Origin of the sequence: Pseudomonas sp. RGM2987 (assembly GCF_022952855.1) — a bacterium.
Lineage (GTDB): Bacteria > Pseudomonadota > Gammaproteobacteria > Pseudomonadales > Pseudomonadaceae > Aquipseudomonas.
Genome location: NZ_JALJDX010000179.1, coordinates 1 through 13,259 on the forward strand (window position 1 = coordinate 1; position 13,259 = coordinate 13,259).

Sequence of the window (13,259 nt, forward strand, 5' to 3'; positions counted from 1 at the left end):
GAGCAAGCTCCCCCGCCACAGGGGTACGGCTCACCCTTACAGGCGCGTCGAATCAACCCAACGCCGCAATCGCATCCACCGACTCCCGAATCAACGCCGGCCCTTTGTAGATGAAGCCCGAATAAATCTGCACCAGGCTCGCCCCGGCGGTGATTTTCTCGGCGGCATGGCGCCCTTCGGTGATGCCGCCGGCGGCGATGATCGGCAAGCGCCCCGCCAGTTCGGCGGCCAGCACCTTCACGGTGTGGGTGCTCTTGTCGCGCACCGGCGCGCCGGACAACCCGCCCGCCTCGTCGCCATGCTCCAGCCCTTCGACACCTTCACGACCCAAAGTGGTATTGGTGGCGATGACCGCGTCCATGCCGGTCTCGATCAAGGCCTGGGCGACCTGGCTGGTTTCTTCATCGGTCATGTCGGGGGCAATCTTGATTGCCAGCGGCACGTGCCGGCCATGGGTCAACGCCAGCGCTGCGCGGCGCTGGGCCAGGTCGGCCAGCAGTTGCTTGAGGGAGTCACCGAATTGCAGGCTGCGCAGCCCCGGTGTGTTCGGCGAGCTGACGTTGACCGTCACGTAGCTGGCGTGGGCGTAGACCTTTTCCAGGCAGATCAGGTAATCGTCGACGGCACGCTCCACCGGCGTGTCGAAGTTCTTGCCAATGTTGATCCCCAGCACGCCCTGGTACTTGGCCGCTGCGACGCGGACCAGCAGGTTGTCCACACCCAGGTTGTTGAACCCCATGCGGTTGATGATCGCCTCGGCTTGCGGCAGGCGAAACAGCCGTGGCTTGGGATTGCCCGGCTGCGGGCGCGGGGTGACGGTGCCGATTTCCACGAAACCGAAGCCCAACTGGGCGAACCCGTCGATGGCCGCGCCATTCTTGTCCAATCCCGCGGCCAACCCCACGGGGTTCGGGAATTGCAGGCCCATGACCGTCACCGGCACCTTCGCCGGGGCCTTGCACAGCAAGCCGTTAAGCCCCAGCCGCCCACCCGCGCCGATCAGGTCCAAGGACAGATCGTGGGAGGTTTCCGGGGAAAGTTTGAACAGCAGCTCACGGGCCAGGGTGTACATGGGCGGGTTTGACTCGTTCGAAGAAATGAGGCGCGGATTATAGCCGGGGTGAAGGGATGGGAGCGAGCAGCCGATGGCTGCCCGCTCTCGGGACTGGATCAAGCCGTGGTCGTTTCCTGCAGCGCGTAAGTGTTGCTGGTTTGCTTCAAGTTGGCAAAGATGAGTGGAAAGTAAAGAAGCATCATCATCACGACGAAACAGCCATTGAGAAGATGGCCCTGGGTATCCTCACCGATCTCGGACTCACTCAACAACGCCCCTGCCGCACCTACGACCAGGCTGACAGCGTGACCAAACGATAGGCGTACCCCCGCCACATTCACGAATGCATCGGCCAATTGAGTCCTGGTAGGCCACTGAACACCAGCGCGCACCTCCAGGGCCACTTGTCGTAAAGACTCCGGATCAAAAAAGACCGAATCCCGCCCCGGCTTGGGGGATAGCACATGCCAACTTTTGCAGACAATCAAGGTAGCTACATCGGCTACCATTCCGAGCGCATTGAGCCCGGCTTTGATAGCGTCCGCCCCGAAATCGTGACCCAGCGCCTCCGCAGCCCTGGCAGGCCCACTCAATGGCATGACCTTAGCCAGTTCTGCCAACGCAAATTGAAACGCGCCATAAGCCGCTGCTGTGACGGCGGTTGACGCTGCGTTCGCCGGACCTGCGTTGTCTTTCAAAGGGAAAAAGGATTGAGCCAGCGCTCGGGCCATGATGTAGACGACTCCGCCGGCCATTGCAGGGAAAAGCTTTGAAGCCGCTCCCGTGAGAACGGCCGCGACACAGCCTCCCAGCGCAGCAGACGCTATGCACAAACTTCCCAACCGAGACTTCCAGCTCGCCTCCCCTGCGACCTCCCTGCGGATAGCCCCCATCAGCGTCAACGCTGGCCCCGTCATTGCCAGCGCCACAGCCGCCCATGCCCGCGTGGCCTCAGGTGTATCACCCTCGCGCAGAGCGTGTTCGACGAGATAGCTAACGTATTCGCGCAACCCGGTGGCCAGCGCAATGATTACCCCCGTGTTCCCGGCGACATTCAGCAGATTGAGCCCCGGCCCTTTGGCGGCTTCGAGCAGTTCCATGCCAGCCTCAAGCACTGCCTTCAAGCGATCTTCACGATTCTCGCAGCCTTTGGCTCTTTCATTTACTAAATCAAAAATTGCATTGCTGTCAGGCTCGTGAAGCTTCTCACCGGTTTCGATAAATTGCGCAATCCGATCGGTTATATCGCGATCGTGCTGTCCCAGGTCTGCTGAGAGTTCCTCCAGCGAAGTCGCCATTGCATTACCCAGATGCACAAAACCCATTGCGACGTGCTTAGGTGACCCCAGTTGGTCCAATTGAAAATCCGTAGTGTCCAGCAGTTCAGCGTCAAGCGTCGCTGATGTTTCTACCGAGCTGGTTGAAGATGAAACAAAGTCGTTTCGGGCAGCACCCGTAGGACTGCCTGCCCCATGTCCAATTTGCATGGTTGTTTCTCCTTATTGTCGTATAAACCATCAAAACTTCCTCACCACTCACTCTTTTCCCAAGCCTCATCCCCGATGGGCTGAAACACATCCCGCATAAACCCCTTAACAAACAGGTCCAGCGCGAACGCCAGCCCATTGGCACCGCTGACCTCCTGGTAAAGCTGCGACTTTTCCAACCCCTGCTCCTTCAATCGAACCAGCACCTGCAGCGTGACCGCCATCAGCGCCTGGGCGGTGGGATAGGCTGCGGTTTCGCCATCGGCTCCCCGCAAGGCGCGGAGGAATTCATGGATGGCCTTCTCACCCTGCCCTTCCATCGCCAGCAACATCTGATACAGATGCTCGAACTCAGGATCCGGGCGCTTGCCCTGGCTCGTCTCCTGATGGGCCGCCAACAGGCGCGACTCCAGGCTCTGCATTGAAAAGTCCGCGCCGCGCTCAAAGGCGATTGGAGCTGTAGTCGATTCAATCTTCATGGTCATGCATCGCGTCGGCTGCCTGTCCGGTGAAGCTTGAGCACAAGTCCTGAAGCGCCCTCATCGCCCCTTGGTCGAGGACACGAACCGTCTCCGGCAACTGCGCAATGCACGCCATCAAGCGGGGCTCCAGCCGTTGCCGGGTGGCTTTAACGTCGAACTCCAGCAACTGATCGCCAAGGCGCAACACGTAGCGGTTGTGCGGGTGGTAGTGCACGAGCAGGTCGCCGGCCCAAAACGTACGCAGGCGTTCGCGCCACTCAGCGCCTCGTGCTCGGCAATGCTGCGGCAACAACAGGTGCAGTACCGCGCCAGTCTCGCCCGGTTGCGCGGCCAGCCAACGCGCAAGCATTTCGTCCAGCCACTGGGGCTGCTCCAGGGCTTGGGCGAGCAGATCCCGGGCGGCCTGGGCCAGCGCGTTGCGTAATTGCAGCCCCAGTGAGTGCGCGCTCAGCAAGCCTTCGGCCAAGTGCCCGGTGGCACGCAGGATGCCTTCGGCATAGCCCTGTTGAAATGCCTGGGCACGCAGCGCATCGGCATCGCGCTGGGCCTGTTCTATGCACTCACACGCCCGACGCCGGGCCTCAACTTGCAAGGCATGACGGCGACGTGCGGCAGCGATGTCTTCGCGAGCCAGGCGCACGTCCTCGCAGACGGGCAAGTCACTCAGGGAGCGGATAGAGTCGAGCATGCTGCACCGCCAGAAAGAACAGGGCTGGATCAGGAGAAGTCACCGGCCGTTGCCGATGCAGGCGAACCACCGGTTCGGGGAATTGCAAGACCAGCCGCTCCAGCAATGGGGCGGGAATTTGCCCGTGCCAACTCCACAGCGCATTGAGGCCCGCCGCTTCGACCTGCTCGATTGAAACCGGCGAGCAATCGATTGGCAGGCCGCCGCCAGCCCCCAGCGGCAGGCCGGCAAACCGGCGCACCGGCATGGGCAGGCTGAGCAGTGCCGCACCTCGCGCCAGCTCGGGCAGCAAGCGACAGGCACCCATCAGCAAGGCGACATAGGGCAACCGGCACCAGTGTCGTACCCATTGCTTCGCTACGCCTGTCAGCGGCACCGAAGGCCACGGCCGTTGCAGCCCCAGCCCCTCAAGCACGATCCGATTGAGCAGGCCTCGCGCAGCGGGTCCGTCGAATCCGGCCGGTATGACCAAGCGCTGGGGGTGCAGATAAGCCAATGGGTCGGCGTATATTTGCAGCAAGCGCTCAACGTCCGCCATCGCGCCGCCCCATGCTGGACTGGCGATAGGCCCAGGTTGCGCCGCCCGCCGCGAGTAATCCGCTGAACACCGCCAGCATCCACGGCCAGGACGCCTGTCCCTGCCTGGCCCCCGCCGTCGGCGCAACATGCTGGGTGGGTGAGCGCCTGGACAGCACCACCGAAACGTTCTCGTATTCCACCGCAGCGAAGCTGTTCTTGAGAAAACGCTTGATGTCGGTGATCAGCAACTGCGGTTCGACATCACGCTCATGCAACACCACCGCCGACAGATGCACCGGCGGTGCCTTGCGCCCGCCTTCGCCCGCCTCCAGGTCGTAACTGACATGAACCCGCGCCGAGACCACCCCTTCGAGGATTCCCAGCGACTGCTCGATGCGCTGCTCCAGGGCCGAGTACAACCGGGCTTTTTCAGCGCGAGGCGAAGCCACCAGGGAGTCGGCGGGAAACATCTGCGCCACTTCCAGCCGTGGCCGTGAAGGCAATGAATAGAGGTTGAGCAGATCGACGGCGGCAGAGAAATCCGCCTGATCGATTTTCACCGTATAACCGGCTTTGCCGGCGTCGACCTTCACCGCCGCGATGTTGTTGCGTTGCAGTACCGACAGCACTTCGTTGGCCTGTTGCTGATCCAACCCTTCGAGCAGGTTTGGCTGGCGGCACCCCACCAGGACCAGGCACAACAGCAACCACCACACAGCTGTTTTCATGACGCACGCATCAGGGTTTCAGCCGTGCCCACGGCCTTGCGCACCAGCACGTTGAGCAAGTTGATGTCGACGTTGTACTGCCCGGTCAGTTCCTGCAAGCGGGCCAACACGTCAGGGTCGGTGATGTCGGGGCGGCGCAGTAACTCACCAATCGCCGAGACGTCCTGCCCGCTCTCCACGGCAGACCGGGCATAGCTGTCGATCAGTCGCGACTCCAGCGAAACGATCGATCCCTCCTGGGGGCCATGCAATTCAACGACGGCCAACCGCTCGATGGCCGATGGATAAAGACTTTGTAAAGGCATACGGTGCACTCCTGAAAGGGCCATCGTCACGAGCGATGGCCAGCCGAAAGAGAAAACGTCAGCGCGCCGCCTGGATGATCGCCATGTCGATATCCTTGAAGCCCTTGATCGTGTTGGTCTGGGCGTTGCGAAAGACCGTGTACGAGGAAAATGCCGTCTGGTAGGCCGCCAGCAGCCCAGGGTCAGACGCATCGTTTTTCAGCTTGTCCAGCGCTTCATCCAAGGCTTCCTTGAGCTTCTTCGCGCCTTCTTCGAATGCCGCGGCCTGCTCGCCGAGAAAATCATCGGGAAAAGTGATGGGGAGTCCGATACCAGCCATGCGTCACCTACTCTGTCTGATCTAGAAAATGCCAGGACGAGGACCCCGTCTTGACGTAGCCCTGAGGGCCGGTTTGAAACGACTTGCCCTTGAGCGCGTCGTCCTTGAGCCCGACAGCGAAATGCACGTAGCGATCACCCCACTGCCGGTAAAAGTGGCTGACGTATTGCCGGGCGGCGGCCAGTTCGGAATCCTGCAGGTCACCCTCAATGGCAAACGTGACACTGTCGCGATGTTCGAGCCGGCGGAAAGCCAGTGGAAGACGCTGCAAACCGGCCTGCGCCAGATCGGCCAGCAAACCGTCATCCTGCATCTGCACCTCGATATCACCGGCATACGGCGCCGCCGCCAGCAGCGCATCGAGCAACGTTGCCTGCCTCACGGGCGTGAGTAGATTGCGTTGGCGGCTGAGCACCAGCCGTGGCAGCGATGGGTCCTTGAGATCGAGGTTATGCCAGACCAGTCGCGGGTCATGGTCGACCAGCACCTGTTCCAGCCGACGACGCTCCTGGTCCATCAACAGCACCTTGCCGTCCAGGTTGCGGTGACGCGTCAGCACCTGTCGGCTCCAGCCGGCAGCGCGCTCGGAAGAAACAAAGACGTAGACCGCCCCGTCGCGTCCGCCCAGTACCTGGGCACTGACACCGGCGATCAGCGCGCGTATATCGGCTTCAGGCGCCGGCCCTGGCATCGACCAGTAGCTGAGCGCAACGAGCAACGCCGACAGCGCCAAGGCGCAGGCGAACCATCGGCTACGCAGGCTTTGCCATGGGATCAGCGCGGCTTCGCCTGACGCGCCGCGTGGTTGCTGGAAAAGATCAGGCACCCAGGATTGGTTCTCAGGACGCAGGGCAATGTGCAGGCCACCGACCTGGACCCTGGCCTGAAAGGCAGCGTGGCGAATCTCGACCGAGTCGCCGAGCAGCCGCAGCGGCACGCCGTCCGCCGTGGCCTGATCGGCCAGCACCTCAAAGTTGCAGCCACCGGTCTCCAGCGGAACAAAAATCGCCTCGGCAGGCACACTGGCTGAAAGCTCGCCCTCCCCCAACAACTCCACCGCCCCGACCACGAACAATGTGCTGCCTTCGCCAAGCGCGAACTCGCAGCCCTGCAACGGGCCATTGAGTATCCGCAAGACGCAGGGCTGTAGCGTGAGGGCCGTCGGGACTGTCACCGTCCAAACTCCAGGGCAGTCAAATGAGCCGCCATGGTAGAAAGTCCGAAGGCAGCCTTCCTGATCGAAATCTGCCGGTGGTGCACAGCGAACGATCAGAATCCCGAGCCGACCTTTTCATGACATTCCATGGCCTTGCGGCAGGCATCTCGTGGCGAGGGAGCTTGCTCCCGTCGGGCTGCACGGCAGCCCCCAAAAAACACTCAACAGGCTGTCAAACCGCATCGCCAGGTTCTAGGGCCGCTTCGCGCCCCAGCGGGAGCAAGCTCCCTCGCCACAGGGGGCTATCCACCCCATGCATCGGTTGCAGGTCGCCCTGGCCGGCCCTGGATAAACACCTGATAACGCTGCCAGACCTTGCGCGCGTAGCGCAGTCGCGCGGCCTGGCGATGGGGTGAGTTGCCGGCGTTGTAGGCGCCGACCGCCGTCCAGTTGTAGCCGTAGCGGGCGATGAACTCGGCCAGCACCGACGCGCCGACCTCCACCGACAGGCACGGCTCTTCCAACAGACGCTGCTCGGTGATGCCCCGAGCGCGCAAGCGGGGCAGATGGATGCTGTTGATCTGCATCAGGCCAATATCGCGGGTGCCATTGCGATTGTGGTTGATCGCGTCCGGTTTCAGTCCTGACTCCACATCGGCAATGGCCTGGAGCAGCGCGGGTTCGATGGCATGCAACTGCCCCGCCCTGCTCCAGCACCAGGCATGGGCCTGGCTCATGCCAAGGCCCAGGCCAAGACAAATCGGCAGGAACCGCCACTTCGATGTGCGTCTCGTCATGCCAGGCGTCGCTCGCCGATCCACGCCAGCTGTGCGTCGATGCGCACCTGCAGGACCTGCGCCCGGACACAATCGGGATCATGCTCCAGACACTGTTCGATGATTCGCGCTGCCTGTTGGTTACGCCCCCAGATCCAGTGATGCCAGGCCTGAAAGTACAGCACGTCGGCCCGATCGGCGGATAACAGGCAGCGCCGGAACAACACCTCGGCCGCCTGCTCGCAGCCACGCAAACTGGTGAGCAAGGCCAGGCGCGTCAATGCCGGGAGGCTGCCGGGGTCCAGCATCAATGCCTTGGAAATAGCCGAATGTGCCTGTTCGATGGCCCGCTCCTGGTCACCCGGATTCATCATCGCCTGCCCCAACCACACATCCGCCAAACCGCACCAGGGCGGCGCGTAGCCGGCATCGAGCTTTATACATTGCCTGAACAGCACGGCGGCATCGCGCAGGCTCTGCGCCGTGTGTTGTTGCACGCTGCACAAGCCACTGAGATAAGCCACTGCCACGGGATAAGACCCGCAACGGTCACCCATCGGGCGCAAGCCCGCCACGCGCTGGGCCACCAGGCACGTCAATGCGCCCAAGGCCTCGCCAGGATCATGAGCGTCCAGCGTCTGCCCATGGAGCAGCGCCTGATCGCTGCCACGAATCAACTCCACCGACCAATGTCGCTGCCCGCCCGAGCCGATAAAGCGTCCGCTCAAGCAATAATCCGCCGACAATTGCCCGACTAACGAATGCGCAGTTGCCGATGCGCCACATGCCGCGATCACCCCTGAAGGCATCACATGCAACGTCTCGCCAAACGCGGTGCTCAACTGTCGGATTACCCTGTCCTGCAGATCCAGCGCCGCCGTCTCATCCAGGTTGCGAAATGGCAGAACCGCCAGTGAAGGCGCCACTGCCTTCACCGGCTCCGGCGTATCGAGTACTACCACCGGTCGAGTGAACCGATACCCCTGGCCATACACCGTTGCGATGTAATCCTTGTTGTCCTTGAACAACTTGCGCAGCGCATAGATACAGCGGGTCAATGACTCCTCCGCCGCATCCATCCGCGGCCAGGCATGGTCCAGCAGAGAGTCCTTGCTGACGACGGACTCTGCCGAACTCAGCAATAAACGCAGGACCTGCAATTCTTTAGGTGGAACATGAACTCCTTGTCCATCTCGCATCAGCGTTCCATCGCTTTGCAGTAGCCAGTGGTCAAAAACGAATGACCTGCCCGGCGTTCGATCAGTGGTACTGTCCATACTCTGAGACTTCCCTATAGAAAGTGACTGAAGCGCGATCGAGCCTGCCGGGTGGACAGGCTCGGGATGGCGAGCTGCGTGACTATAGGAAGTTGTGTGGGGGGATTCCGTAGGGCCTTTTATCTCGTTGCCGTAGGAAACCACGACACGAACTGTAGGCAGGAATTTGTAACTGGCACCAAACTCAGTTGGGAAATTCAACAGGACTTCGACGATACCCATCCGCAATCGAACGAGTGATGTCAGCAACGATTTGCCACCCTGCCACCTCATCCGAAGGCAGATCCAGGTTAAACGCCTCGCCGATCAGCATGCTGATTTCCACCAGATCCACGGAATCGGCATTCAAATCCTCGACCAGACGCGAACGGGCGGTCATGGCCCCTCGATGCGTCGAAAAATGAGCGCAAAGCAGTTCGATCACCTTCGTCTCGATGCGCGTTTTATCAACCAATGGGGTCATTTATCAGGGCACCTCATAGACTAGAAATTCAACATCGCCCGCAACATATCCGCAAACTGATTCAAATGAGCCGACAGCGTCTTGTTGAAGTTGTCGTGGTAGGCGTTGGCATTCGAATACTTCTGGGTCAACGACTGCAGCAGGTTCTTCATACGTTCTTCCTGGGCGTTGAAGCCGGTCTGCCACTGGTTGTACTTGGCGGTGTCCCAGGTCACGATGCCGCCGCTGGCGGGCAGGCCTTCCTTCATGAGGGTGAGCGGGTCGAGGTCGATGACCACGCACCAGGTGCCGTCGGCGTTTGGCTTGAGACACCTGCCGGGCAGCCCCAAGGCCTTGAGCCATTTCTCGGCTTCGTCCTTGCTGGCACCGCCTTCTCCGGGTTTCGGGAACAGCACGGAGGCCGGGTTGGGATGGCTGTATTTGTCGATCAGCCGGGTCAGGGCGGCGCGCAAGGCACCGGCATCGAGCTTGACGTCCTTGCCGTCGTTCGCGCCTTCGATCCAGTCCTTCATCTGCGCGGTGATTTCGGCGTTGAAGTCGGCGAAGAAGTCCGAATAGGCGGCGATGATGTGTTCGTAGCCGGCGAGGTAGCCGTTCTTGATCAGGTCGATCAGCTCCAGCAGTTTCTCGAAGAAGTCATTGGAGGAATTGATCCCGACATCCAGGGCCTCCGCTATTTCGAGAGGTTTATCCCGCTCCAAGGCTTGCTTGAGGCTGCGCAGTATTTCGCCTTGTTCATCGTTGAGCTGACGCATTCGACTTTCGTCCAGAAGCGTGGACTTCATGCTGTGGCTCATCACCGCACAACACTGGTGGGCTCGCTGGGCCCACATTTGCGCGCGATCGCGCTTGGCGTGGATCTGCTCGAGAAGCTCCGGGATAAACCGTTGCGCCACGGACTCGGTGGTCATGCCTTCCAGTGACTTGGCGTTGAATGGGCTCTTGAGCATATTGGCGAGACTGCGATTCATTGCATTCATGGACCGATCAAGAAGTTGCGTCAGGGAGCTGACCGTTTGAATCTCAGCGGGTATCTCCGACAGCAACGGCGCATCGACCATAGCGTCTACGTTGGGCAGCAATACGACTGGCGTCGGTATGAATTTCGTGATTTCCATGTTTCTCTCCTGCTCAAGCCGTCACAGCGCGAATAACGTCACTGCGCGATTGGAAAAGCTGCATCACCATGTCCATCAGCTTTTGCAACAACGCCGCTTCGGCCGCGTCTTTCTGGGCGACTTCATCGGCCAGGCTTTTCTGGCTGTTCTGCGCGCTTTGCTGCAGCACTTCTTTCTCCCGCGCGGCATGCTCGGTGAGGCGCACCACGTTCGCCACCACCTGGCTCAGGCTCATCGACATGGCGCTGAGGGCGCGGCCGATTTCCAACTTCTTTTCGATGCCCTTGCTGCCCATCTGGCTCAGCCAGTCGGAGGTTTGAGCGACCTTCTGGGCCTTGAGCATTTCGCTGTCGAACCAGGCCTGTTCCTGGGGCGTCAGGGTGGCGCCCTTGGGGTTGAAATCGACGGTTGTCGGACGGGCGAAATCATCCAGGGTGTTGATCTTGTAGGTGGTCTTGGGGTCCCAGTCCTCCCGGTGGCGTTGCAGCTTGAGGTCGCGTTCGAGGTTGCCGGCGTCCAGGGCGTTGCGCCTGTGCAAATCGATGTCGGCGTGCTTCAGGGTCTGCCCATGCAGGGTCTTGACCATGGCGAAACCCGCGACGGCGCCGGACACCACGGCTGCGGTAATCGCGCTGTGCAACGCCGCCTGGCCGGTCTCGACGATGGCCCTGCCCTGGGCCTTGGCCGCATCGGACGCCATGACGGTGAAATGACCGCGCAGTTGCGCGTTGGCGACGCGTGCGATGTTCAGCGCGATGATCGCGGCCACCAACACATTCGCGTGTTTTTCCCAGGCGCCGGGGTCGAAAATCAGCTCGTTGCGCGCTTCGTCGCTGAGCATCGTTGATGCCGCCAGGAAGTCCTGCCAGTCCGACTCGGTGGGCTGGTAAGCGCTGATTGCACTTTCCAGTTCCGCTGCCGAAGGCACCGTAGCACCGGAATGATCGAGGACCTGTCTGGCGACGGCCTCGGCAGACACCGACAAGCCTGAAAACGGCTTGAGATGTTTCGAATACTGCTCCTGGGCGACTAACTCGCTCATCCCTGCATCGAGGGCGAAAACATGCCTGTTCGTAGTGTCGATAGCGCTCATCGTAGGTACCTATCATTGGTGATTTCAAACATGCCGGACCATTTGCAGGCTGACGGAATGGCTGCGTTGCAGGTCGGCGAATACCTGTTCGATGTGGCGGGTTCGTTCCTGCATCGCCTGGCCGTAGTTCTCGACCACCTGAGTGAGATAGGCGCTGATTTCCTCGCTGATCGCCATGCGCACGCGCACATCCGCCAGATGCACGGCCGCCTGGGCTTGGTGGTGGGCGCTTTTGATTTGCATTGCGCCTTGCGCGGCGACATGACCGAATTCGGTGACAGCCTGGGCGATTTCCAGCTTCACGGCGTAACCGGCCAGCTTGGCTGCATCGGCGCCGTTGGTGATGAACCCGCGCAGTTGCGTGAGCATTTGGGTCAGGGTGTTGCCGACCGATGTCGCCACCTGCCTCATGGCTTGCATCGCGGCGGGGGCGGCCTGGGAGGCAACAGAGGCCAGTTTCGAGGCGACCGCGCCGACCATTGGCCCGATCACCTGCGCCCCGACGACCGCCACCAGGGCAACAGCGGCCAGCGTCGAGATAACGCCCTGGATCATGCCGGCGATGTGCCCGATCTCCTTGGCCTTTTCCGGATCGACGCCCATCTCTATCAACAACTGGGTGTAGATCTCGGAGAACCGCTTAATGGCTTCCTGCATGACGACGGTCAGCGGCTTCATCGCCTCGGCCATGAAGGACACCCCGGTTTTTTCCTGGACCACCGCGTCTGCAATCATCACCGCCGCACCGATCACGCCCACTGCGATCAGCACCGGGTTGGCGGTCATGACCCCGGCAACGATGGTGACAGCGGCCACTATCGCCCCGACGATCTTGCCGATGCAGCCCATGGTTTTCTGCAAAGCCTCGGCCTTGCGCACTTCTTCCAGGTACTTGTCCGACTCGCGCTTCATGTGCTCCTGAAGCTTGGCTTGCAACTCCTGGAACAGCTCCTGGCTGAGTTCCTCTTTGTTCTGCGCCGCCTCACCGAGCAACTCGATGATCTTCAGGCGATTGAGCAACGCCAGGGCGCTGCTGCTGAGAGCTTTTTCGTCGGTTTCCTTATTGGCCGAGCCACTGACGCTGGACACCACCACTCTGGCGACGACCCCGCTCAACGTCCTGGCGAAGGCATTGGCGACCTCGATCAGCTTCACGTGCGCATCCACGGCCGTGTCGAAAGCCTGGGTATGACTCGCCACTTCGCCTTTGAGTTGCTCGCGACGGGCCAGCTCCTGGGCGTACTCAGGCGATTCGGGATCGAGCTGCGCCAGTCGCGCCTCGCTCTCGGCGAGCAGCCCCTGAAAATGCAGGACGCGCTCGTGCAACTGGTCGAGCTGTTCCTGACTGCTCCCGAGCTGGCCCTCGGCATCGGCCAGCGCCTGGACAGCCGCGGCGTACTCCGCCGACAGGTTGGCCTGGCCCTGCTGCCTGGCACTGGCCATGCTCTGCAGCATCGCCAGGCGGTTTTTCAATTTGTTGACGTCGACCTCACCGATCAGCTCGCTGATCATTGCCATCAACAGCGTGAACAGGTCGCCATTGGTTTGCTGTTTATCGCCGTCGGCCCGTGGCGGCGGCGCGTGCAGCACCGGCCGACCAATGCCGGGGACGGACGAGTTGGCGCGGCCTTCGTATTTCACTGACATCAAGTCCGCCAGGGCTTTGCGACCGGCCTCCTGATAATCCGTGGTCCTGGCGGCCCTGCTGGCAGCCGGGCCGTATTTTTCAAAAGCTTCGGTGCGGCTCATTCCACCCGGGAACAGGGGGCTACGGGTAATGCCTATGTCGGTCAT

Annotated in this window: 15 protein-coding genes; all 15 read right to left on the minus strand. The window is 61.3% G+C overall.

Annotated features, from left to right (window positions below; translation table 11 throughout):
• Positions 1-52: 52 nt before the first annotated feature.
• Positions 53-1,072 carry a quinone-dependent dihydroorotate dehydrogenase gene (locus tag RGM2987_RS10500; protein ID WP_245140547.1) on the minus strand — a complete coding sequence of 340 codons (1,020 nt, stop codon included), beginning with the start codon at positions 1,070-1,072 and terminating at the stop codon, positions 53-55.
• Positions 1,073-1,170: 98 nt separating this feature from the next.
• On the minus strand, positions 1,171-2,541 hold the full coding sequence (locus RGM2987_RS10505; RefSeq protein ID WP_245140549.1) for a hypothetical protein: 1,371 nt from the start codon (positions 2,539-2,541) through the stop codon (positions 1,171-1,173).
• Between the two features lie 41 nt (positions 2,542-2,582).
• Positions 2,583-3,026, minus strand: a complete 444-nt coding sequence (locus RGM2987_RS10510) for a hypothetical protein (protein ID WP_245140551.1) — start codon at positions 3,024-3,026, stop codon at positions 2,583-2,585.
• Positions 3,010-3,711, minus strand: a complete 702-nt coding sequence (locus RGM2987_RS10515; protein ID WP_245140553.1) for an oxygen-regulated invasion protein OrgB — start codon at positions 3,709-3,711, stop codon at positions 3,010-3,012. Before RGM2987_RS10515 ends, RGM2987_RS10510 begins: the two co-directional genes overlap by 17 nt.
• Positions 3,683-4,249 (minus strand): secretion system protein, encoded by a 567-nt coding sequence (locus RGM2987_RS10520; protein ID WP_245140556.1) that lies wholly within the window; start codon positions 4,247-4,249, stop codon positions 3,683-3,685. The genes RGM2987_RS10515 and RGM2987_RS10520 overlap by 29 nt, the downstream gene beginning before the upstream one ends.
• Positions 4,236-4,958, minus strand: coding sequence for an EscJ/YscJ/HrcJ family type III secretion inner membrane ring protein (locus RGM2987_RS10525; RefSeq protein WP_245140558.1), 723 nt, complete (start codon positions 4,956-4,958; stop codon positions 4,236-4,238). The genes RGM2987_RS10520 and RGM2987_RS10525 overlap by 14 nt, the downstream gene beginning before the upstream one ends.
• Positions 4,955-5,263, minus strand: coding sequence for a type III secretion system inner rod subunit SctI (gene sctI / locus RGM2987_RS10530; protein ID WP_245140560.1), 309 nt, complete (start codon positions 5,261-5,263; stop codon positions 4,955-4,957). Before sctI ends, RGM2987_RS10525 begins: the two co-directional genes overlap by 4 nt.
• 58 nt (positions 5,264-5,321) lie before the next feature.
• On the minus strand, positions 5,322-5,582 hold the full coding sequence (gene sctF, locus RGM2987_RS10535) for a type III secretion system needle filament subunit SctF (protein ID WP_245140562.1): 261 nt from the start codon (positions 5,580-5,582) through the stop codon (positions 5,322-5,324).
• A 7-nt stretch (positions 5,583-5,589) separates the two neighbouring features.
• Complete coding sequence (locus tag RGM2987_RS10540) at positions 5,590-6,756, minus strand: PrgH/EprH family type III secretion apparatus protein (protein WP_245140565.1); 1,167 nt, start codon at positions 6,754-6,756, stop codon at positions 5,590-5,592.
• 284 nt (positions 6,757-7,040) lie between these two features.
• Positions 7,041-7,535: a transglycosylase SLT domain-containing protein gene (locus tag RGM2987_RS10545; protein ID WP_245140567.1), complete on the minus strand. Its 495-nt coding sequence runs from the start codon at positions 7,533-7,535 to the stop codon at positions 7,041-7,043.
• The gene (locus tag RGM2987_RS10550; protein ID WP_245140570.1) at positions 7,532-8,713 is read right to left on the minus strand and encodes a winged helix-turn-helix domain-containing protein; all 1,182 of its coding nucleotides are present in this window, start codon (positions 8,711-8,713) and stop codon (positions 7,532-7,534) included. Before RGM2987_RS10550 ends, RGM2987_RS10545 begins: the two co-directional genes overlap by 4 nt.
• A 262-nt stretch (positions 8,714-8,975) precedes the next feature.
• Positions 8,976-9,254: an acyl carrier protein gene (locus RGM2987_RS10555; protein ID WP_245140572.1), complete on the minus strand. Its 279-nt coding sequence runs from the start codon at positions 9,252-9,254 to the stop codon at positions 8,976-8,978.
• A gap of 20 nt (positions 9,255-9,274) precedes the next feature.
• The gene (locus tag RGM2987_RS10560) at positions 9,275-10,372 is read right to left on the minus strand and encodes an IpaD/SipD/SspD family type III secretion system needle tip protein (RefSeq protein ID WP_245140575.1); all 1,098 of its coding nucleotides are present in this window, start codon (positions 10,370-10,372) and stop codon (positions 9,275-9,277) included.
• Positions 10,373-10,385: 13 nt separating this feature from the next.
• Complete coding sequence (locus RGM2987_RS10565; protein ID WP_245140577.1) at positions 10,386-11,414, minus strand: cell invasion protein; 1,029 nt, start codon at positions 11,412-11,414, stop codon at positions 10,386-10,388.
• Positions 11,415-11,489: 75 nt separating this feature from the next.
• A complete protein-coding gene (gene sctE, locus RGM2987_RS10570; protein ID WP_245140579.1) occupies positions 11,490-13,259 on the minus strand; it encodes a type III secretion system translocon subunit SctE in 1,770 nt (589 codons plus the stop codon).